We start from the raw sequence: 19,489 nt of genomic DNA, 5'->3' as shown, positions 1-19,489 counted from the left end.
GAGCCCGAGCGCGCCCGCTGTCTCCGCTGCGCGGCGGGCGACAGCTTCCGACCCGTCCTGGAGTCCGTGGTCGACGGTGAGAGTTCCTGCCCGCAGGCCGAGCTTCGGCGCTTCGAACGCGGTCGCCGCAGCGAGCGCGAGCGAGTCGGCGCCGCCGGACAGGGCGACGACGACCGTCGATCCCTCGGGCAGATCGGCGAGCGCAGTGCGCACGGCCAGGCGGATCTCGGCGATGGCGGGTGGGAGCGACGGCACGGTTCCACGGTAGATCACGGCGCCAGCCTCTCGCGCGGCGGCGACGGTGCGCTCTAGTCTGGCGCCGTGGCTGACGACTCTTGGAGGTTCCGACCCGAGCGCTTCACGGCGTTCGTCGACGCGGTCGTGGCGATCGCGATGACGCTGCTGATCCTGCCGCTCATGGAGGCCGTCTCGGACGCGGCGTCCGGCAAGCTCACGACCGCCGAGTTCTTCTCCGAGCACTCGGGGCAGCTCCTCAGCTTCGCGCTGAGCTTCGTGCTCATCGCGACGTTCTGGATCGGCCACCACAACCAGTACCGCGCCGTGGAGTGGATGACCGGTCCCCTGCTGTGGATCAACATCGCGTGGATGGTGACGATCGTGTGGCTGCCGGTGCCGACCGCGATGATCGGCCAGATGTCCACCGACGCGCTGCAGACCCTCGTGTACATCGGCACGCTGATCCTCACGCAGGTGACGACTCTCGCCGCCTGGATCTACCTGCAGAGGAATCCGGGCCTCACGACAGCGTCGCCGTCGACGCTGCGGGCCGGTGTCATCGGCGACCTGTCGGCGATCATCCTCTTCGCGATCGCCCTCGCGATCGCCCTGCTCCTGCCCGGCCACAGCTACGCCGGACTGTTCCTCCTGCTCGCCACCGGGCTGGTGACGCGGGTGATCGATCGCGGTGTCCGGCGGCGGGATGCCGCTCGCGGGTAGGCTGGTCCGCGGCATCCACCCGTCTTTACTGAGGAGCACACGCATGGGCGCACACGACGCCGTCATCGAGATCCCGCGCGGCAGCCGCGTCAAGTACGAAGTCGACCACGAGACCGGACGAGTGCACCTCGACCGCGTGCTCTACACGACCTTCGGCTACCCCGCCGACTACGGCTACTTCGACAACACGCTCGGCGAGGACGGCGACCCGCTCGACGTGCTCGTGCTCCTCGACCACGCCATCTACCCGGGTGTCGTCGTCGAGGTGCGTCCCGTGGCCGTGCTGAAGATGAGCGACGAGGCCGGCGGCGACGACAAGCTCGTGGCCGTGCTGTCGAAGGACCCGCGCTGGGCGCACATCCAGGACATCGACGACATCGCCGAGTACACGAAGAAGGAGATCGCGCACTTCTTCGAGCACTACAAGGATCTCGAGCCCAACAAGTGGGTCAAGGTCGACGAGTGGGGCAATGCCGCCGAGGCGCAGCGCATCCTCGACGAGGCGATCGTCCGTTTCGGCGAGCAGGGCCACTGACCCGTCCCACCGCATCTCGCAGAAGACCCCCGGTTCCGCTCAGCGGCCGGGGGTCTTCTGCGTGATCGCGCGCCGGGGTCAGACCGAGATGCCGCGGTCGGCCATGAAGGTGATGGGGTTCGTATACGCTCCGCCGATGTAGACCTCGAAATGCAGGTGGCAGCCGACGGATGCGCCCGTGTTGCCGGCGTAGGCGATGACCTGCCCCGAACTCACCCACTGGCCGCTGCGCACGGCGAACCCGCCGTTGCGGATGTGCGCGTATCCCGTGGCGATCCCACCTCCGTGCTGGATGCGGATGTAGTTGCCGTAGTTGCCCTTGGGGCCGGCGTAGTCGACCGTGCCCGACTGGGCGGCGTAGATCGCGGCGCCGCAGCCGTTCGCGAGGTCGACGCCGTAGTGGTACGCGGAGCACGCGTCGCACGGCTTGGGACGAGGGCCGTATCCTGCGCTGCGGTGGCCGCCCTGCGGACGGACCCATCCGCCCGACCCCGGCGATCCTCCCGTGCCTCCACCACCGCCGCCTCCGCCGCCGTTCGCTGCGGCCGCCGCCGCTGCTGCTGCGGCCTCGGCCGCCTCGCGGCGCTTGCGCTCCTCCTCGGCGACCCGGACGCCCTCCTGGTAGCCGGCCACGGTGGTCGCGGTCTGGTCCTTGAGCGCGGCGAGCTGCGCCTGCATCGTGGCGAGGTTGGCCGTCTGCTCATCGAGAGCGGCTTGAGCGGCCGCGGCCGCTTCTTGAGCGGCGATCATCTTCTGCTCGGCGATCTGCTGCAGCCGATCGCGCTCGTCGCGCGCCACCTTGGCCTGATCGCTCAGCGACTGGGCCGAGTTCCGGGCGGCGACGGCGTTGTCGTACATCGTCTGGTTGTACTGATAGACCTTGTCCATCGACCCGAGTCGGGACAGCAGGTCGTCGGCGTCGTCCGCCGATTCGGAGAAGAACAGCTGCAGGGCGGTGTCGTCTCCGCCGTTGCGGTATAGCTGCGCGGCGAGCTGAGCAGCCTTGCGCGTGGCCTCGTCGGCGGCGAGCGCCTGTGCGTCGGCCTGCGCCTGCAGCGCCTCCGCCGCAGCGATCGCGTCGAAGTAGGCCTGCTGCGCCGTGTCGAACTCGGCGCCGGCCAGCTCGGCGGCGGCCTGCGTGTCAGCGACCTTCTGCGTGAGGGACTGGATCAGCCCCTCGATGCGGGTCACCTCGGCGGCCTTCGCGTTCTGGTTGCCCATCGCGCGCTGCACGTCGTCCCAGCTGGGGTACGTGGCGGCATAGGCGGCGGATGTCGTCGCTCCGATGCCGAATGCGCTGAGCGCGACGACGCCGAGAGCGCCGAGACCCAACCCGAGCGCGCCGCGTCGGCTGACGGAATCCTTCGACCAGAAGGCGCGGCTCTCAGCCGACGTGGGCGCGCAGCCGCACTCGTCGGACGCCAAAAGGCCCGCATCCTGGGGGAGATGCTTGTCGTTCACGCGGCCCCTTCCGCCGGTTTCACAGATGCCACACTAACAACAACCGTCACACCAGCAACAGGGGCAGATCGGGACGAGGGCGCGGCTCAGCGCCTCCATCGTGCTACCGAACACGCCCGGGACGTGGGCGGCGCGCCCTCGATTGGCAATTTGCCGGATCGATCCCTTATGCTTGAGCGTCGGCAAGGAAGTCCCCCGGGACAGACTTCGGCCCCATCGTTTAGCGGCCTAGGACGCCGCCCTTTCACGGCGGTAGCACGGGTTCGAATCCCGTTGGGGTCACTCCATCCGATACAATTGAAAACAAGTATGGCCCTGTAGCGCAGTTGGTTAGCGTGCCGCCCTGTCACGGCGGAGGTCGCGGGTTCAAGTCCCGTCAGGGTCGCTCTGTGCGATTGGTCCTTTTCTCGGAGAGGGCCTTTCGTCTAGATGCGACAGGTTCGCCGGTCGCACGGCTCTGTAGCTCAGTTGGTAGAGCGCACGACTGAAAATCGTGAGGTCACGGGATCGACGCCCGTCGGAGCCACAAGGACCATCATTACAGTGGTCCCAGAAACCCTCGCCTAGCTTCTACATGGCGGGGGTTTTGCTTTGCCCAGGTGAGGGCGGCCCGACGTCATCCTCCAGACGGAGGCCGATACCTCCCCCGTGCGATGACGCCGCCTGCTGCACGCGGCGAGGCTGGATGCATGAACGCTCGAACGGCCCTCGCCGCCCCCGCCCTGATCGTCGCAGGGCTGCTGGCTCTCACCGGATGCTCCGCGTACGACAGCCTCGTCCACAAGTACGCGACGTCCACCTTCGACGACGCGAACGCCTTCGAGAAGGATGCCGAGGTGGACGCTCCGTGGATTCCCGCTGATGCGACCGACATCACCGTGCGGATTTCGACGCTCGAAGATGCCGCCGATGCCGTCATCCTGCTCACGAGCGACTCTCCGCTCGCCGACGACTGCCGCGAGGTCGATCGGCGCTCCGCCCCCTCCTGGGTGCTCGACGACGCCCCCGATCCGTACGAGGCGGGAAGTGTGTTCGTCTGCGGCGACTGGAGTGTGATCGAGGGCGACGGCGTGTGGTTCGGGTGGACCCCGAACTCGCCCGAGGAGCGCGAGGCCGCCAGCGCAGGGTGAGCCGGCACCTCCCGAGCAACCAGGGTTGACAAGCAGCGAATAAGCAACGTAGGTTGACGGCATGGAATCCGAATCCGTCGACGTGGCGACCATCGCCGCCAGCACCAGCGACCCCCGCGCCGGCCTGCGCGCCATCGCGACACTGCGGCGCCTCACCGACACCTGGGAGCTCGCCCAGGTCGAGGCGGGGCTGCGGGCCGGGATGACGTGGCAGGACGTGGCCGATGCCCTCGGCGTCACTCGCCAGGCCGTGCACAAGAAGCACGCGCGGCGCATCGACCCCGCCATCCCGGTCCCCCGGAGGAACTCGTGAGCAAGCTGACGCGCGCCGCCGCCACCGCGCACACGCTGTCGCTCGCAGCGATGGAGGAGGCCTCGCGCTACGGCACGCGCGACGCAGAAGTCGAACACCTCCTGCTCGCGCTCACCCTTGACGCCGACCTCGGCGGACAGGTGCTGCGCAGCCTCGGACTCGGCCTCGACCGGGTGCGCGACGCCATCGACGAGGAGCGCGCGACTCAGCTCGCCGCACTCGGCGTCGACGTCAGCCACGAGCCGTCGCGCATCGTCTTCCACGAGACGGAGGGGTACGACTGGACCCCGCAGGCCCTCGCGGTGCTCAACCGCGCGAACACGCGAGGACGCGACGGCAGCTCGATCGCCGTGCTCCGGGCGCTGCTCGAGGAACCGAGCGGGACCATCGACGCGCTGCTCGCCCAGTTGGGCATCACGAAGCCGGAGATCACCGCCGCCCTGGACAGGGCCGAGAACCTCCCCGATGCGGCGGCCGCCTCAGCATCCGAGATCCTGCGGAAGGTGCACGACGCCTTCGTGCCCGCTCCGCTCGCCGAGGTGGAGGCGTTCGTCGCGGATCCGATGAGGATCCCGGAGTGGGAGCCGAGCATCGAGTCCATCGCACTGACGGATGGACATTGGGAGGGTCGATCGACCTCTGCTCATCCGGACGGCAGGCCCGTGGAGATCAGAGACGGCTTCCACCGGCAGCTGATCGAGCAGGCGGAGTCCGGGGGCGGTGTCGCCTGGCGCTTCGCCTACCCCGACACCGAGTACGCGAACACACGCGTCGTGGCTCTCCACTGCGAACCAGCGGCCGGCGGCACGCAGCTGCGCATCACCCTCGCCTGGGAGCGCGACCCCACGCGGCGCCCGAACAAGGTGCGGTCGTTCCTGCTCCGACCGGTCTTCCGTGTGCTCCTCTACACGCAGCTGACCCAGATCGCCAGCGGAATCGCACGAGCGTTCCGCTGAGCGGCTGCGCTCACGCGACGGGAAGAGGTTCCGGTCCCCCGTACCCGATTACGGGGGACCGGAGCAGCCGATGAGAAGGTCCGCAAGCGCACCCACCCCCGCAGTGCGCTCGAGACCGAGAGAAACTCGAGAACGCCGACTGGGCCGACCGACGCGGAGCGGCATGCTTGCGGCTCGTTGTCCTGCCAGCGTACGGATGCCACCGGATCCGCGCTCATGAGGGCCGAACCATTGACGCGGACCGCCGCCCCTGCTACGCGCCTTCCCGCAAGGCCGACCCTCGCTACGCTCGAAGAATGCTCGATACGCTCACCGGATTCGCCGTGGTGGGCGTCGCGATCGCCCTCGGGTGGATCATCGGACGCATCGATCTGCTCGGACCGCACGCACGGCACGTCCTCGGCCGGCTGATCTTCTTCGTCCTCTCGCCGTTCCTCCTCTTCACCGTGCTGGCACAGGCCGACGCGACGATGCTGTTCTCGTCGCTCCTCCCCGTCTCCGCGATCGCGGCCGTCGCGATCATCGCCGTCTACACGCTCGTCGCACGCCTGTGGTGGCGGCGCCCTGTGGGCGAGACCCTGATCGGCGCCCTGGCCGCCGGACAGGTCAACTCGAACAACATCGGCATCCCCCTGTCCCTCTACCTGCTCGGCAGCGCCGCGTATCCGGCGCCCGTCGTGCTCATGCAGCTGCTCGTCTTCACCCCGGTGTCGCTGTCGATCCTCGACGCCGTCACGAGCGACTCCGCCTCTTTTCTCAGGACGCTGCGGCGCACGGCGACGAACCCCATCATCATCGGCTCACTGCTGGGCACCCTGGTGTCGGTGTTCGACCTCTCCCTGCCGCCGCTCGTGATGCAGCCCGCACAGCTCATCGCCGACGCCGCAGTCCCCGTGCTGCTCATCAGCTACGGCATCTCGCTGCACGGTCAGCGCGTGCTGGGGGCGCGGGGGCACCGCCGTGACGTGGTCCTCGCCTCGGTGCTGAAGCTCCTCGCGATGCCCGTCATCGCGTGGGTCGTGGCGGAGTTCGTGTTCCGACTCTCCGCACACGAGGTGCTGATCGTCGTGATCCTCGCCGCGCTGCCGACCGCGCAGAACGTCTTCAACTACTCGCAGCGGTACGACGTCGGGGAATCGATCTCGCGCGACACCGTGTTCCTCACGACGATCGGATGCCTCCCCGTGCTCGTGCTCATCATGGCGCTGCTCGGATGATCGCCCCGACGCCTGATCTCCGCGCGTCGTAGGTTGGTGGTCGTGGACAACCCGCTCCTCCTCATCGCGCTCGTCGCGGTCATCGCCGTGCTCGCGATGGTGCTCCCCCGCTGGATCCGCCGCTCGTCGGGCGAACGCGGCCGCCGAGCCGGGCGGCGCTTCGAGGAGGACCAGCTGCTCGCCATCCTGGACACCCTCGGCACGGCCGTCGAGCTGGGCACCGACCCGCAGGCCGCCCGGCGGCTCGTCGACGGGGTCGTGCAGCGTGAGCCGCGCAAGTTCACGATCCTCGGAGAGGGCGTCTACGGCATCCGCTTCGTGGAGCCGGACGACGCGATCGCACGACTCGTCTCCGGCCCCGCCGGCACCCGACTGCGGGTCGAAGAGTTCCGGGAGTACCTCGGCCGCCCCAACACCGCCGGGTTCTGGACAGACCTGCGCAGCGGCGTCGTCGCTGCAGCATCCGACCACGGAATCACGTACTCGACACCGCCCGTTCCCTCGCGGTTCGAGCGCAGCGAGGACCCCGGACCGATATGGCGGTTGACCGACTGAAGCCTGGGGAAACGGGTGCACGAATCGGAGCCGACGCAACTAGGCTGTGCTGAGTCGTCGATGCGCCCGCTCGGCCCTCGGCATCCGACATCTCGCCACATCGCAGACCCCGGTCCCTGTGACATGCGCCAGAAAGGCTGACCATGACTGACTCCCCTCGGAACGACCGCACTCCCGACTTCTTCGACAAGCTCATCGAAGACGCCCCGCGCGAGCAGAGTGGCGGCTTCACGGCCTCGTTCCGCGGCTACGACAAGGCGGAGGTGGATGCCGCGCTCAGCGCGCTGCGCAACCAGCTGCAGCAGGCCAAGGCCGACCTCGCCGACGCCGAGGCGCGCCACGAAGACACCGTCGAGGCGGTGAAGGACGAGGAGCGCACCGCGCGCGAGGCTCTCGAGGCCGAGCTCGCCGCCGCGAAGGCGCAGGCCGCAGACGCCGAGCAGCAGATCACCACCCTCACCAACGAGCTCGTCGACGCGCCTCGCGCCGAGGGCGTCGACGCGCCGTCGCGCGAACAGTTCGAGGCGATCCTGCGGGTCGCCGAGGAGCAGGCCAACGTGCTCATCCAGAACGCCGCCGTGCAGGCCGACCGCCTGATGGCCGCCGCCCGCGAGGAGGTCACGACGCAGCGCGCCGAGGCCGACGCCGACGTGGCCCGCATCATCGCGCAGGCGCAGCACGACGCCGACCAGGTCCGCCTGAAGATCGACACCGAGTACACCGCGCACCAGGCGACTCTCGAGCGCGAGGCCGCCCACGCCGCCGAGAAGGTGCACCAGGCCTCGCAGGAGGCGACCGCCATCCGCACCGAGGCCGAGAAGGGCGCGGCGGCTCTGCGCTCGCTCGTCACGCGCGAGACGACGCAGCTGCGCGCGGATGCCGAGCGCGAGGTGCGCGAGATGAACGCCCGCGTCCTCGAGTTCGAGGAGACGCTGACCCGTCGTCAGGACGATGCGCAGCAGGAGTTCCTGGTGCTGCACAACCAGGCCGTCTCGCACGCCGAACGCATCACGACCGACGCGAACGAGCAGGTCACCGCTTCGCTCGAGCACGCGCAGCGGATCTCGGCCAAGGCTGACGACTACGAGCGGCTGATGCGCTCGCAGGCGCAGACCATCGAGGCCGACGCGCAGGTGCGCGCGCGCGACACCCTCGACCGTGCGCGCGCGAAGTCGCAGAAGATCGTCGACTCCGTCACGCAGCACACCTCGACGGTGCTGCGCGATGCCGAGGACCACGCCCGTCAGCTGCGCTGGCAGCAGCAGCAGCTCGCCAGCTTCATGGCCGAGGTGCGCGAGCTGATCCGCCCCGACGGCATCTTCAGCGACGAGCACGCGGCGACCTCCACGGCGCCGGCGGTCCCGTCCGCTGGTTCTGACGCTGACGCCGCCGACGCCGACGAATCCGCCGACGCCGAGCTGATCGCCGAGGTGCCGGAGCCCGTCGAAGAGTTCCGCGGCGATGAGGCGCTCGACGACGAGATCCTCGACGAGGACGACGCGACGATCGACGGCAAGATCACGATCGAGGTCGTGGAGAGCGACGAGAAGGCCTCGCGCTGACCATCGGACTCTGAGAGGGGCGTGAGCGGGCTTCTGCTCACGCCCCTTCCGCGTCTCCGGAGCAGCGAACCGTGTCGACTATCGCCGACGTCCGCGACCGGGCACTCTGGACTCATGACAGAGAGCGTGATCGAGGTCGAGGATCTGCGGAAGTCGTACGGCGGATTCACGGCCGTCGACGGCATCAGCTTCGACATCCGCCGAGGCGAGACGTTCGCGCTCCTCGGCCCGAACGGGGCCGGCAAGTCCACCACGATCGAGATCCTGGAGGGGTACCGGCACCGGACCTCCGGCGAGGTGCGGGTGCTCGGGGTCGATCCGCAGCGCGGTGGGCTGGAATGGAAGGCGCGCCTCGGCATCGTGCTGCAGTCGTCGGGAGAGACGGGCACCTTCACCGTGCGCGAACTTCTGACCGAGTTCGCCGGGTATTACCCGAACCCGCGCCCGGTGGACGACGTCATCGCGGCGGTCGGCCTCGAGCAGAAGCAGCGCTCCCGGGCCGGGCGGCTCTCCGGTGGCCAGCAGCGCCGCCTCGACGTCGCCCTCGGCATCATCGGCCGCCCCGAGCTGCTGTTCCTCGACGAGCCGACGACCGGCTTCGACCCCGAGGCGCGACGGCAGTTCTGGGACCTCATCCGCTCGCTGAAGGCCGAGGGGACGAGCATCCTCCTCACGACCCATTACCTCGATGAGGCGGCCCAGCTCGGCGATCGCGCCGCGGTCATCGTCAACGGTCGCATCGCCGACATCGGCGCGATCGACGAGATCGGCGGGGCGGAGGCACGCGTGCCCGTCGTGCGGTGGATCGACGGCGAGGGACACCGTCAGGCCGAGCGCACGCATGAGCCGGGCGCGCTCGTCGCCGACCTGCAGGCGCGCGGCGGCGAGCCCCGCGACCTCGAGGTCGTGCGCCCCACCCTCGAGGACGTGTACCTCGACCTCATCCGCGAGCACGGCGCAGCGGACGACGACCTCCACCTCGACGTCAAGGAGCGGGCGTGACCACCGCGACGGCATCCCCCCGATTCGGCCTCGCACGCACGGTGCGACTCGGCCTCCGGCGCATCGGCTTCGAGCTCCGGCAGTACTTCCGCGCCGGTGACCAGGTGTTCTTCACCTTCCTCTTCCCGACCGTGATGTACCTCATCTTCGCGACGATCTTCACGGGTGACATCGGTCAGGGTGCCGACACGGTCAGTATGGCGACCTACTACCTGCCCGGCCTGATCGCCGGCGGCATCTTCCTGTCCGGTGTGCAGGGCCTGTCGATCGAGATCGCCGTCGAGAAGAGCGACGGCACCCTGAAGCGTCTCGGCAGCGCCCCCATCTCCCCGGTGACGTACTTCATCGGCAAGCTCGGCGAGGTCGTGGTCACGGCAGTGCTGCAGATCGGGCTGCTGCTGATCGTGGCGGTGGTGCTCTACGACGTCGACCTGCCGACGGATGCCGAGCACTGGGCGCGCTTCGCCTGGGTGTTCGCCCTCGGGCTGCTGACGTGCGCGTTGCTCGGTATCGCGCTCTCGTCGGTCCCCCGCTCGGGGAAGACCGCGTCGGCCGTCGTCATCCCGGTCGTGCTGCTGCTGCAGTTCATCTCAGGCGTCTACATCGCGTTCACGACGCTGCCGGAGTGGCTGCAGAACCTCGCCTCGGCGTTCCCGCTCAAGTGGATCGCCCAGGGGATGCGCGCCGCGATCCTGCCGGACTCCTTCAAGGCCGTGGAGCCGGCCGGCGAGTGGCAGCTCGAGGCCGTGGCCCTCGCGCTCGGGATCTGGTTGGTCGTCGGTCTCGTGCTGAGCAGAGCCACGTTCCGCTGGATCCGCCGCAACGGCTGATCCGGCGGTGTGGGTCGCCGACGCGGCTCGGGTGAACCGCTACGCGCGGCCGAACTGGGCTGCGGCGGGGCAGTCGAAGGGATCGCGGGCCGCGAGGCCGACGCGGTTCAGATACTCGATCACGATGGCGTACGACCGGCCGAGACTCGTCTCGGTGTAGTCGACGCCGTTCGCCTCGCAATAGTCGCGCACGATCTCGCGGGCCTTCGACAGGTGGGGGCGGGGCATGCTCGGGAAGAGGTGGTGCTCCACCTGGTGGTTCAGCCCGCCCATCAACCAGGTCACCCAGCGCCCGCCGCGGATGTTCCGCGACGTCCGCACCTGCTTCGAGAAGAAGTCGAGTCGGGCGTCGGGATCGATGATCGGCATGCCCTTGTGGTTCGGCGCGAAGGAGGCCCCCATGTAGACGCCGAAGACCGCGAGCTGCACACCCATGAAAGCGAAGGCCATTCCGAGCGGGAGCAGCAGGAAGACCGGAACTAGCACGACGGCGAAGCGCGCCGCGATGAGGGCGAGCTCGGTCCAGCGCCCCTTGACCTTGCGACCGGTGGCGAGGTGCTTGATGCCGAGGTAATGCAGGTTGAGCCCCTCGAGCGTCAGCAGCGGGAAGAACAGCCACCCCTGCTTGCGGGTGATCATGCGCACCACGCCGCGCGACTTCGCAGCATCCGTCTCGAGGAACGAGATCGTGTCGACCTCGATGTCGGGGTCCTTGCCCACCTGGTTCGGGTTGCCGTGATGACGGGTGTGCTTCGAGTCCCACCACGCGTAGCTGATGCCGACGATGCCGGCCGCGAGGATGCGGGCGAGGCGGAAGTTCGCCGGGCCAGAGGAGAGGATCTGCCGGTGCGCCGCCTCGTGTGCGAGGAACGCGACCTGCGTGAGGATGACACCGAGCGCGGCGGCGATGAGCAGCTGGAACCAGCTGTCGCCGAGGAGGATGAAACCGGTGATCGCGCCGCCCAGGGCCACCGCGACGCCTGCGGCGACGAGGCCGTAGAACCACGGCGTCCGCTGCAGCAGTCCGGTCTCCTTGACCACCTGCGACACCTGCCTGTAGGCCTGCGCCATGGGCGGGAACTCGGCGTTGCCCGAGTAGGTCTGACGGATCGGTCCGAGGGTGCTGGTCGTGTCGACCTGTGCGAGGGAGATGATGCTCTCCTGACGATCGGGAGCCCTTGAGCTGTGGAAGCCAAGGGCGGATGCCGATCGCTGTCCTCAGGCTAACCCGGTGCGCATGCGGTGGTCGGCATACGACGGGCTTTCCCAGGGCACTGCCAGACCGTCTCCCAGCGCACGGTCAGAGGGCGGTCAGGCCCGGGCGCGGCGCGGCCTCCGACGCAGCACTCGGGGCAGGGCGAAAGGGAAGGTCGACGGACGGCGCTGGGGTGCATTGACGCGCTCGAGCGCGTGCCGAGCTGCGTCGAGCGAGTCGAACGCGCCGAGCGCGGTGCCGCGGTGATCGTGCGTGACGTGCGCCGAGCCGTCGAATTCGACGAAGCCGGCGAACTCGCCGCCACGGGTGGCGACGTGCACGTCGATGTCGGCCTGCTTCCAGGTCAGGGGATCGGAGGAGGAGGAGATGGCGGTCGTGCTCATGGTGATACTCATTGCTGTGTGGCGGGCGCGCGTCAGCGCTCCGCAAGTCGTGCGATCGAGGGCGGATGCCGCGCGCGTCGATGTGCGTGGTCCGTGATGGCCCTGATCAGTGGCGCCGCGGCGGCCCAGAGGGTGGCCATGTCACACGGTGCGTCCGCCAGTCTAGCAGATAGAGTCACCGCGCCGGGGGCTCGCCTCCGCCGCCCGGTCCTCCGTCGCCGCCGCCCGGCCCGCCGGACGGCGCCGATCCGGCACTCGGAGCGGTGGTCGTGTCGACCGAGACGACGAGCGCGGCGGTGTACCCGGCATCCACGTCTCCGGTGATCGTCGCGAGCTGCAGCGCGGCGGAGTCGTCGCCGAAGACGTTGTCGCTCGCGAGGCTCGTCTGCGCCAGGTTCTGCGCGGAGCCGTCGTACCGCGCGTCCGCGTAGACCGTGGAGCAGGTCTCCTCCGGCAGGGCCATCTGGGAGGTCGCGATGGCGTTGGCGGAGTCGGTGATGGAGTCGACGTCGGGATACACCTCGAAGTGGATGTGCGGCCAGCGGCCCGAGTAGCACCCCGGGAAGATCGACGAGAACGACACCCGCCCGTCGGCATCCGCCACCTGGACTCCACGCAGGTAGTCGACGTCCTCGAGGCCCGACGAGTACATCGAGTACTCGCCCTGGGCGGTGCAGTGCCACGCGTAGACCGCGACGCCCGCGAAGGGCACTCCGCCGTTCGCCCGGTCGAGGATCTGGAACCGAACGGTCAGCGGGATGCCGTCGGCCGTCGCCGATCCGTCGATCGAGGACCTGATGTCCTGTCGGACGATGCCCGACTCCTCGAGCACGTCCGGTCCGTTCGAGCCGTCGCCCGGATACGGCCCGGCCGTCTCGTCGGGGATCTCACCGTCGGCGGTCCCGGCACTGGAGCCGCTGGACCCTGTCATGGCCGTCGGGGTGGACGAGCCGCCTGTGGCGGGCGCGCAGGCGGCGAGGATGACGGTGCCGACGCCGAGGCCTGCGAGGCCCAGGACACCTCGACGGCTCACGAGGGTGCGCAGATCGAACGCAGCGCCCTGGTCGACCACCTCCTCGTCGACGCGGTCGAGTAGTCGCCCCTCGTAGGCGGGGCCGTCGGGCGTCTGGACGGGTTCGGGGATGCGGCGCATGTCGGGCTCCTGTGCGGGATGGGTGGGCGATGGATCCATGCTCACGGCGGAGTCGATCAAGAGGCTATGGTGCACCTGTGCCGCGACTATGAGGAGTTGCCGTCCTCCCGACGGGCGAGGGGCGGCCGAAGGACGAGCACCGCGACGATCACGGCCATGACCCCCGCGGTGATCGCGACGGGGGTCGGGAGCACCGGATCGAGCAGCACCAGCACCGCGCCGAGCGGCACGACCGTGTTCACCACGCGATCTGCGTTCTCGCGGATCGCGACCCACCAGATCGCGAGGAGGAAGAGCGCGATCGGGATCGTCACGGTCAGCGACGCCTCGACGGTCGACAGGTGGCTCTCCCCCGTCAGCACGTCGAGCTCGACCTCGATGCCCGCGGAGAAGGCGGCGGCCGCAGCGAACACGAGGTAGTGGGTGTAGCCGTAGCGCAGCGATCGGCCGAATGTCGTGATCGCCCGGTGGTGGGGCGGCCAGAAGTAGATCCACCACAGCGCAGCGGTGACGACGAGCGTGAGCACCGAGATGGAGATGAGGGGCAGGAAGGACTCCAGCTCATGGCTCGCGTCGATGATCGCATTCGCGGAGGCGAGGAGACTCTCGCCCAGCACGATCAGTGTGAACAGCCCGTAGCGCTCGGTGATGTGATTCGGATGCCACGGTGTCTGCCGTCGATGCTCCGCGAACACCGGGATGCTGACCTCGAGGAGAGCGAAGAGGATGAAAGCGATCAGCTGCAGCGTGCCGGACGGGATCAGCAGGAACAGCACCCAGAGCACCTGCACGGCCGCGATGCCCGCTGCGTAACGGCGAGTCGCACCCCGCAGCTCCCCCGCCCCGCGCGAGGCGCGGAGCCACTGCGCGATCATGGCGACGCGCATGACGATGTATCCGAGCACCGGCATGCGGAAGTCGCCGTGCTCGAACGCCGCGGGCACGCCGGCGGCGAGCACGAGCACACCTCCCATCTGCACGATCGTCGTGACGCGGTAGAGCCAGTCGTCGGTGTCGAAAGACGTGGCGAACCAGGTGAAGTTCATCCACGCCCACCAGATCGCGAAGAAGAGCATCGCGTACGACGTGATTCCGTGCACGACGTCGCCGTGGCTCAGCGCGTGGTGGAGCTGCGCGGACGTGATGCTGACGGCGACCACGAAGACGAGGTCGAAGAACAGCTCGAGGCTGCTGGCCGCCCGGTGCGGCTGCGCGGGGTCGCGCGGCCGCATGCGGCTGAGATGGAATCGGGGAGCTGAGGCGTTCACGGCGGTCAGAATATCCGCGAGCGCCTCGGAGTGGACGAAAACACCGGAATATTCGTTCATCCACACGGGTGAAAAATCTTCCTCTCGCGCGCCCCATCAGCTAGAGTGATCGAAGTCTGCAGTTCCTGCTGTACGCGTGCACCGTGTGGGACGGTGCGAGCACTCCCGTGATGTGGGATCACGGTTCACAGCAGGACCCGAGGGGTCGGGTATGCAGACGATGCTGGGGACGTGGGGTCCCTGGTCTGGGGAACACTGGGGAAACGATGTCGCACTGGGGAATTCTGCGTACATACACGGCTCACGAGGCCTCGGCATGACTTCCGTCGAGGATGCTCTGAGCATCACTCGCACGGGTTCGGTCTTCGCGCCGATCGCCGCCCCTCGGGCCACCAAGTCGGTCACGCACACGGTGGTCACACCGCGCGTGTCCGCAACGCTGGAGCGACGCCGTCAGTGGGAGCGGCGTTATCGGATGCGACTGCGGGTCTCGGATGCTGGGGTCATCCTGTTCGCCGTCGCGGTCACCGCAGCGATCCAGCTGATGACCGGTGTCGCAGGGGAAGTGGCCCTGCGCAACGGCATCACGCTGGCTGCGCTCTGGTATCTGATGCTCAGCGCTCTGCATACACGTGATGCAGCGCTGTTCCGCGCCAGCGCCACCGAGTATCGCGGCGTCGCGCACGCCAGCGGACTGGCGTTCGGGATCATCGCCATGGTCGCTGTCGTGCTCGGCTGGGAGACGATGCAGCTCGTGCTGCTCGTCGGCCTGCCGCTCGGTGTACTCGCGCTGCTCATCACCCGATGGATGTGGCGGCACTGGCTGACGGCGCAGCGTGCGCAGGGGCGATTCGCCTCGCGCACGCTCGTCGTCGGCAACCGCGACGACGTCGAGTACGTCGTCCGCACCCTGCACCCGATCGGCGCCTCCGGCTATCAGGTCGTCGGCGCTACGCTGCTCGACGGCAATGCGCGCGACGTCGAGGTCGAGGGTGTTCCGTTCCCCGTGATCGGCAACGTGAACACGGTGTCGACGGTGGCCGCCGAGCTCGGCGCCGACACCATCATCGTCGCGAGCCGTCCGGAGGGCGAGCCCGACTTCGTGAAGAAGCTCAGCTGGCAGCTCGAGGGCACCGCCGCCGAGCTCGTGCTCTCGAGTCGCCTCACCGATGTGGCCGGGCCCCGCATCTCGTTCGCACCCGTCGAGGGACTGCCGCTCATCCAGGTGCAGATTCCGTCGTACGAAGGCGGTCAGCACCTCCTCAAGCGCGCACTCGACATCGCCGTGGCCATCGTGGCGCTCATCCCGATCGCGCTCATCACGCCGATCCTCGCGCTGCTGGTGAAGCTCGATTCGCCGGGCCCGCTCTTCTTCCTCCAGGAGCGCGTCGGCCGCGACGGCCGCACCTTCCGCATCGTCAAGTTCCGCTCCATGAAGACGGATGCCGAGCAGCAGCTCGCCGCGCTGAGGTCGCAGAACCAGGGCGCGGGTCTCCTGTTCAAGATGAAGGACGACCCGCGGGTCACCCGCGTGGGCCGGATCCTGCGGAAGCTGTCGCTGGACGAGCTCCCCCAGTTCTGGAACGTGCTGGTGGGCGACATGAGCGTCGTCGGACCCCGTCCGCCGCTGCCCAGCGAGGTCACGGCCTACGACGGCACCGTCTACCGGCGCCTCTACATCAAGCCGGGGATCACGGGCCTGTGGCAGGTCTCGGGGCGCAGCGACCTCTCGTGGGACGAGAGCGTGCGCCTCGACCTGCGGTACGTCGAGAACTGGTCGGTCATGAACGACCTGCAGATCATGTGGCGCACCGCCAAGGTCATGGTGCAGCCGAGCGGGGCATACTGAGTCCATGAGCAAGGGGAACGCCCTCACCATCGCGATGGTGGGGACGCGGGGGGTGCCCGCAGCATACGGAGGATTCGAGACGGCGATCGAGGAAGTCGGTCGCCGTCTCGCTGAGCGGGGACACGACGTCGTGGTCTACACGCGAAACTCCGAGCACCGCGAGAAGGAGTACCTCGGGATGCGCGTGGTGCACCTTCCTGCGGTGCCCGTGAAGCAGGCGGAGACGCTGAGCCACACCGGCCTGTCGACGCTGCACCTGATGTTCCGCCGACGGCCGGACGCGACGTTCGTGTTCAACGCCGCGAACTCCCCCTTCCTGCCGCTTCTGCGACTGCGCCGGGCGCGCGTCGCGCTGCATATGGACGGCCTGGAGTGGCGGCGCTCGAAGTGGGGCCCGCGCGGCAAGGCCTATTACCGGTGGGCCGAGCAGTTCGGCGTGCGCACCGCCGACGCGCTGATCGCCGACGCGCCGGGGATCGCAGAGTACTACGACCACCAGTTCTCCGTTCCGACAGAACTCATCCGGTACGGCGCCCCGATCCTCGACTCTGCTGTCGAGGGGCGCGTGGAGGAGCTGGGCCTCACACCCGGCCGTTACCACCTGGTCGTGGCTCGCTTCGAGCCTGAGAACCACGTCCTCGAGATCGTCGAGGGCTACCGGCGCAGTAGCGCGAGCCTTCCGCTCGTCGTCGTCGGATCGGCCCCGTACAGCGGGGAGTACACGCAGCGCATCCACGAGGCCGCCGCCGGAGATGACCGCATCCGTCTCGTTGGCGGCGTCTTCGACCAGGAGCTTCTCGACGCGCTCTACGTCCACGCTCTGACATACGGCCACGGCCACTCCGTGGGGGGCACGAACCCGTCGCTGCTCCGAGCGATGGGCGCGGGGACGGCCGTGATCGCCTTCGACGTCTCATTCAATCGCGAGGTCCTCGACGGAGACGGGTGGTTCTTCACCGAGCCGGACGCGGTCGCCCGTGCGTTCGAAGACGCCGAAGCCGACGCGGAACACACCGGTGATGCCGGCGCACGCGCGCGGGACCGCGCCCGCGTCGCCTTCCGCTGGGAGGACGTGGCCGACGCCTACGAGAACCTCGCGCGACGCCTCGCCGCGGGCGACAGCGTGCACTCGATCGCGCGGAGGGCGCGTCGTCGCGCAGCGGAGTGGTGACCGACTCCGGAACGGCTCAGGTGCGCGCGGCGAGGTCGCGCCGCAGCCGCGATGCCAGGAGCCGCGCGTCGCTCGCAGCTCTCTCGAGGCCCCTCCGGTGGGCGCGCGGGCTCAACTGGTGCACGTCGACGACGTCGAGCGGATCCGACGCGCGTCGCCATGGCAGCGACGACCTCCTCGGCAGATCGAGCGTTCCTCGACGCGAGTCGAGAGCAGCTGCATATCCCGCGATCGACGCCGCCTCGACACGCTGCTCCCCCAGCAGGAGCGCCTCGCGCAGCGTGAAGGTGCGTGAGCGTGCCTGCGGTCGCAGTCGAGCGACCACCGCGCGCTCCTCCAGCGATGCGACGATCACGATGTCGGCGACGTCGAGGTCGTCGGCCTCGAGCCGCACCGACCGGTGTGCGGCGGCAGCCGGCTCGAGCTCGGCCGCGATGCGGCATGCGCGATGGCCGTCGGACGCCACGGTGCCGACGGACTCCACCTCCCATTCGGACGGGCCGAGGCCCAGCTCGCTCTCGGCGCGCAGAGCTTCCTGGAAGGCCGCAGCCATCAGCGGTGAACGGCAGACGTTCTGCGCGCAGACGAACAGGACGCTCTCGGTCATCTCGAATCCCATCCCCAGCAGTCTCCGTCGGATCCCCAGATCTCGGCGGCTCACCCGGGGCCGCACCGACACGGTAAGAATGATCTCACACACCGCCGGAGCGGGCTCCGACGGATCAGATGACCGGGAGAGGGGGAAGTCCCATGCGCGTCCTCGTCGTGCACCCCGGCGCTGAGCTCTACGGAGCCGACCGCGTCACCCTCGAATCCGCCGCCGGTCTCGTCGCCGCCGGCCACGATGTCGTGGCGGTGCTCCCCGAATCCGGCCCTCTGGTCGCCGAGCTGGAGGGGCGCGGCGTTCGCGTCACCGTCGCCCGGATGTTCGTGCTGCGCAAGCACCTCCTCCGTCCCCGCCACTGGCCGACGCTCCTCTCCTCGGCGATCGGCGGTCTGATCGGATCGTGGCGGGTGATCTCCCGGCACCGTCCGGATGCCGCGTACGTCAGCACCGTCATCCTCCCTCAGTGGCCGCCGCTGCTGCGCCTTCGCCGAGTTCCGACCGTCACTCACGTCCATGAAGCAGAGTCCGACGCACCGTGGCCCGTGCGTGCGGTGCTCTACTCGCCTCAGCTGTGGGCGCATGCCGTGATCGCCAACAGCCGCTTCACCGCCGAGATGCTGCGCCAGTCGTTCCCTGCCCTGCGACGGCGCACCGCCGTCATCCTCAACCCCATCGCCGGCCCGGACGCGCCCGCGCCTCTTCGCGACCGAATCGACGACATCCGGATCGGATATGTGGGTCGACTCTCGCCGCGCAAAGCGCCCGATGCGGTCGTGAGCGCGGTCGCCGCCCTGCGTGAGAGAGGCCGAGACGCCCGCCTCGACGTCGTCGGCGACGTCTTCCGCGGCTACGAGTGGTACGCGGCCGAGCTCCAGGAGCAGATCGACGCCGGAGGCCTCGCGGAATCGATCACCCTGCACGGCTACGACGCCGACGTCTGGCCCCACCTGGCCGAGTGCGATCTGATGATCGTGCCGTCTCGCACCGATGAGTCCTTCGGCAACACCGCCGTCGAGGCCGTTCTCGCCGGTCGGCCCGTGGTCGTGAGCGATCTGGCCGGACTGCGGGAAGCCGTCGGCGGGTACCCGACGGCCCGGACCGCCGTCCCCGGCGACGCGGCCACGATCGCCGATGCGGTGGAGTCGATCGTCGATGACTGGACCGCCATGGTGGCGGAGGCACCGGACGCGGCGGCAGCTGCGGCCGCCCGCCACTCGGCCGCTGCATATCACCGGAGCGTGACGGCGATGATCCGACGCGTCGCCGGACGGGAAGAGTCCGGGGAGCACGGCGATGTCGTGGCCCCGAACAGGGGAGAATAGGC

At 69.1% G+C, this 19,489-nt stretch carries 20 protein-coding genes and 3 tRNA genes; 16 read left to right on the top strand and 7 right to left on the bottom strand.

The window, feature by feature from the left end; translation table 11 throughout:
- Window positions 1–255, bottom strand: a 255-nt coding sequence (locus RAC69_RS16135) for an ATP-binding protein (protein ID WP_375087722.1), incomplete at its 3' end; no start/stop codon positions are given.
- A 66-nt stretch (window positions 256–321) separates the two neighbouring features.
- Here RAC69_RS16135 and RAC69_RS16130 point away from each other — a divergent pair.
- Window positions 322–957, top strand: a complete 636-nt coding sequence (locus RAC69_RS16130) for a TMEM175 family protein (protein WP_375087721.1) — start codon at window positions 322–324, stop codon at window positions 955–957.
- Window positions 958–1,000: 43 nt separating this feature from the next.
- Window positions 1,001–1,492, top strand: a complete 492-nt coding sequence (locus RAC69_RS16125) for an inorganic diphosphatase (RefSeq protein ID WP_017204665.1) — start codon at window positions 1,001–1,003, stop codon at window positions 1,490–1,492.
- Between the two features lie 78 nt (window positions 1,493–1,570).
- On the opposite strand, the gene RAC69_RS16120 is transcribed toward RAC69_RS16125, so the two are convergent.
- The gene (locus RAC69_RS16120) at window positions 1,571–2,953 is read right to left on the bottom strand and encodes a peptidoglycan DD-metalloendopeptidase family protein (protein WP_375087720.1); all 1,383 of its coding nucleotides are present in this window, start codon (window positions 2,951–2,953) and stop codon (window positions 1,571–1,573) included.
- Between the two features lie 209 nt (window positions 2,954–3,162).
- On the opposite strand from RAC69_RS16120, the gene RAC69_RS16115 reads away from it, so the two are divergent.
- From RAC69_RS16115 to RAC69_RS16065, 11 genes are all read left to right on the top strand, one after another.
- A tRNA-Glu gene (locus tag RAC69_RS16115) sits at window positions 3,163–3,235 on the top strand.
- A 29-nt stretch (window positions 3,236–3,264) separates the two neighbouring features.
- Window positions 3,265–3,338 (top strand) — tRNA-Asp (locus tag RAC69_RS16110).
- Window positions 3,339–3,406: 68 nt separating this feature from the next.
- Window positions 3,407–3,479: transfer RNA gene (locus RAC69_RS16105), tRNA-Phe, on the top strand.
- A gap of 163 nt (window positions 3,480–3,642) precedes the next feature.
- Window positions 3,643–4,083, top strand: a complete 441-nt coding sequence (locus RAC69_RS16100; RefSeq protein ID WP_375087719.1) for a hypothetical protein — start codon at window positions 3,643–3,645, stop codon at window positions 4,081–4,083.
- 61 nt (window positions 4,084–4,144) lie between these two features.
- Complete coding sequence (locus RAC69_RS16095; RefSeq protein ID WP_375087718.1) at window positions 4,145–4,396, top strand: hypothetical protein; 252 nt, start codon at window positions 4,145–4,147, stop codon at window positions 4,394–4,396.
- A complete protein-coding gene (locus tag RAC69_RS16090) occupies window positions 4,393–5,352 on the top strand; it encodes a Clp protease N-terminal domain-containing protein (RefSeq protein ID WP_375087717.1) in 960 nt (319 codons plus the stop codon). The genes RAC69_RS16095 and RAC69_RS16090 overlap by 4 nt, the downstream gene beginning before the upstream one ends.
- A 296-nt stretch (window positions 5,353–5,648) precedes the next feature.
- Entirely contained in the window at window positions 5,649–6,569 is a 921-nt protein-coding gene (locus tag RAC69_RS16085; protein ID WP_375087716.1) for an AEC family transporter, read from the top strand.
- Between the two features lie 42 nt (window positions 6,570–6,611).
- A complete protein-coding gene (locus RAC69_RS16080) occupies window positions 6,612–7,124 on the top strand; it encodes a hypothetical protein (RefSeq protein ID WP_375087715.1) in 513 nt (170 codons plus the stop codon).
- A gap of 143 nt (window positions 7,125–7,267) precedes the next feature.
- Entirely contained in the window at window positions 7,268–8,686 is a 1,419-nt protein-coding gene (locus RAC69_RS16075) for a cell division initiation protein (RefSeq protein ID WP_375087714.1), read from the top strand.
- Window positions 8,687–8,800: 114 nt separating this feature from the next.
- On the top strand, window positions 8,801–9,688 hold the full coding sequence (locus RAC69_RS16070; RefSeq protein WP_375087713.1) for an ABC transporter ATP-binding protein: 888 nt from the start codon (window positions 8,801–8,803) through the stop codon (window positions 9,686–9,688).
- Window positions 9,685–10,518 (top strand): ABC transporter permease, encoded by an 834-nt coding sequence (locus RAC69_RS16065; protein WP_375087712.1) that lies wholly within the window; start codon window positions 9,685–9,687, stop codon window positions 10,516–10,518. The genes RAC69_RS16070 and RAC69_RS16065 overlap by 4 nt, the downstream gene beginning before the upstream one ends.
- Window positions 10,519–10,557: 39 nt before the next feature.
- On the opposite strand, the gene RAC69_RS16060 is transcribed toward RAC69_RS16065, so the two are convergent.
- The 4 genes from RAC69_RS16060 to RAC69_RS16045 all read right to left on the bottom strand — a co-directional run bounded on the left by RAC69_RS16060 (window position 10,558) and on the right by RAC69_RS16045 (window position 14,502).
- The gene (locus tag RAC69_RS16060) at window positions 10,558–11,673 is read right to left on the bottom strand and encodes a fatty acid desaturase family protein (protein ID WP_375087724.1); all 1,116 of its coding nucleotides are present in this window, start codon (window positions 11,671–11,673) and stop codon (window positions 10,558–10,560) included.
- 156 nt (window positions 11,674–11,829) lie between these two features.
- Window positions 11,830–12,117 carry a hypothetical protein gene (locus RAC69_RS16055; RefSeq protein ID WP_251584025.1) on the bottom strand — a complete coding sequence of 96 codons (288 nt, stop codon included), beginning with the start codon at window positions 12,115–12,117 and terminating at the stop codon, window positions 11,830–11,832.
- A 175-nt stretch (window positions 12,118–12,292) separates the two neighbouring features.
- Complete coding sequence (locus RAC69_RS16050) at window positions 12,293–13,270, bottom strand: intradiol ring-cleavage dioxygenase (protein WP_375087711.1); 978 nt, start codon at window positions 13,268–13,270, stop codon at window positions 12,293–12,295.
- 86 nt (window positions 13,271–13,356) lie between these two features.
- Window positions 13,357–14,502 (bottom strand): low temperature requirement protein A, encoded by a 1,146-nt coding sequence (locus tag RAC69_RS16045; protein ID WP_375087723.1) that lies wholly within the window; start codon window positions 14,500–14,502, stop codon window positions 13,357–13,359.
- 352 nt (window positions 14,503–14,854) lie between these two features.
- Between RAC69_RS16045 and RAC69_RS16040 the strand changes: the two genes are divergently transcribed.
- On the top strand, window positions 14,855–16,387 hold the full coding sequence (locus tag RAC69_RS16040; protein WP_375087710.1) for a sugar transferase: 1,533 nt from the start codon (window positions 14,855–14,857) through the stop codon (window positions 16,385–16,387).
- Between the two features lie 4 nt (window positions 16,388–16,391).
- Complete coding sequence (locus RAC69_RS16035; RefSeq protein ID WP_375087709.1) at window positions 16,392–17,558, top strand: DUF1972 domain-containing protein; 1,167 nt, start codon at window positions 16,392–16,394, stop codon at window positions 17,556–17,558.
- Between the two features lie 16 nt (window positions 17,559–17,574).
- Here the strand turns inward: RAC69_RS16035 and RAC69_RS16030 are convergent, their stop codons facing one another.
- Window positions 17,575–18,165, bottom strand: a complete 591-nt coding sequence (locus tag RAC69_RS16030) for a hypothetical protein (protein WP_375087708.1) — start codon at window positions 18,163–18,165, stop codon at window positions 17,575–17,577.
- Window positions 18,166–18,308: 143 nt separating this feature from the next.
- On the opposite strand from RAC69_RS16030, the gene RAC69_RS16025 reads away from it, so the two are divergent.
- A complete protein-coding gene (locus tag RAC69_RS16025; RefSeq protein ID WP_375087707.1) occupies window positions 18,309–19,487 on the top strand; it encodes a glycosyltransferase in 1,179 nt (392 codons plus the stop codon).
- Window positions 19,488–19,489: the final 2 nt, after the last annotated feature.

Origin of the sequence: Microbacterium sp. LS_15, assembly GCF_041954735.1 — a bacterium.
Lineage (GTDB): Bacteria > Actinomycetota > Actinomycetes > Actinomycetales > Microbacteriaceae > Microbacterium.
The sequence above is the reverse complement of the archived record's forward strand: the minus strand, read 5'-3'. Positions and strand labels throughout refer to the sequence as shown.

Excerpts from the sequence above, each read along its gene's own strand:
- RAC69_RS16125 (WP_017204665.1), top strand. The coding sequence starts at position 1,001 with ATGGGCGCACACGACGCCGTCATCGAGATCCCGCGCGGCAGCCGCGTC.
- RAC69_RS16100 (WP_375087719.1), top strand. The coding sequence starts at position 3,643 with ATGAACGCTCGAACGGCCCTCGCCGCCCCCGCCCTGATCGTCGCAGGG.
- RAC69_RS16095 (WP_375087718.1), top strand. The coding sequence starts at position 4,145 with ATGGAATCCGAATCCGTCGACGTGGCGACCATCGCCGCCAGCACCAGC.
- RAC69_RS16085 (WP_375087716.1), top strand. The coding sequence starts at position 5,649 with ATGCTCGATACGCTCACCGGATTCGCCGTGGTGGGCGTCGCGATCGCC.
- RAC69_RS16075 (WP_375087714.1), top strand. The coding sequence starts at position 7,268 with ATGACTGACTCCCCTCGGAACGACCGCACTCCCGACTTCTTCGACAAG.
- RAC69_RS16070 (WP_375087713.1), top strand. The coding sequence starts at position 8,801 with ATGACAGAGAGCGTGATCGAGGTCGAGGATCTGCGGAAGTCGTACGGC.
- RAC69_RS16055 (WP_251584025.1), bottom strand. The coding sequence starts at position 12,117 with ATGAGCACGACCGCCATCTCCTCCTCCTCCGATCCCCTGACCTGGAAG.
- RAC69_RS16050 (WP_375087711.1), bottom strand. The coding sequence starts at position 13,270 with ATGCGCCGCATCCCCGAACCCGTCCAGACGCCCGACGGCCCCGCCTAC.
- RAC69_RS16045 (WP_375087723.1), bottom strand. The coding sequence starts at position 14,502 with ATGCGGCCGCGCGACCCCGCGCAGCCGCACCGGGCGGCCAGCAGCCTC.
- RAC69_RS16040 (WP_375087710.1), top strand. The coding sequence starts at position 14,855 with ATGACTTCCGTCGAGGATGCTCTGAGCATCACTCGCACGGGTTCGGTC.
- RAC69_RS16035 (WP_375087709.1), top strand. The coding sequence starts at position 16,392 with ATGAGCAAGGGGAACGCCCTCACCATCGCGATGGTGGGGACGCGGGGG.
- RAC69_RS16030 (WP_375087708.1), bottom strand. The coding sequence starts at position 18,165 with ATGACCGAGAGCGTCCTGTTCGTCTGCGCGCAGAACGTCTGCCGTTCA.
- RAC69_RS16025 (WP_375087707.1), top strand. The coding sequence starts at position 18,309 with ATGCGCGTCCTCGTCGTGCACCCCGGCGCTGAGCTCTACGGAGCCGAC.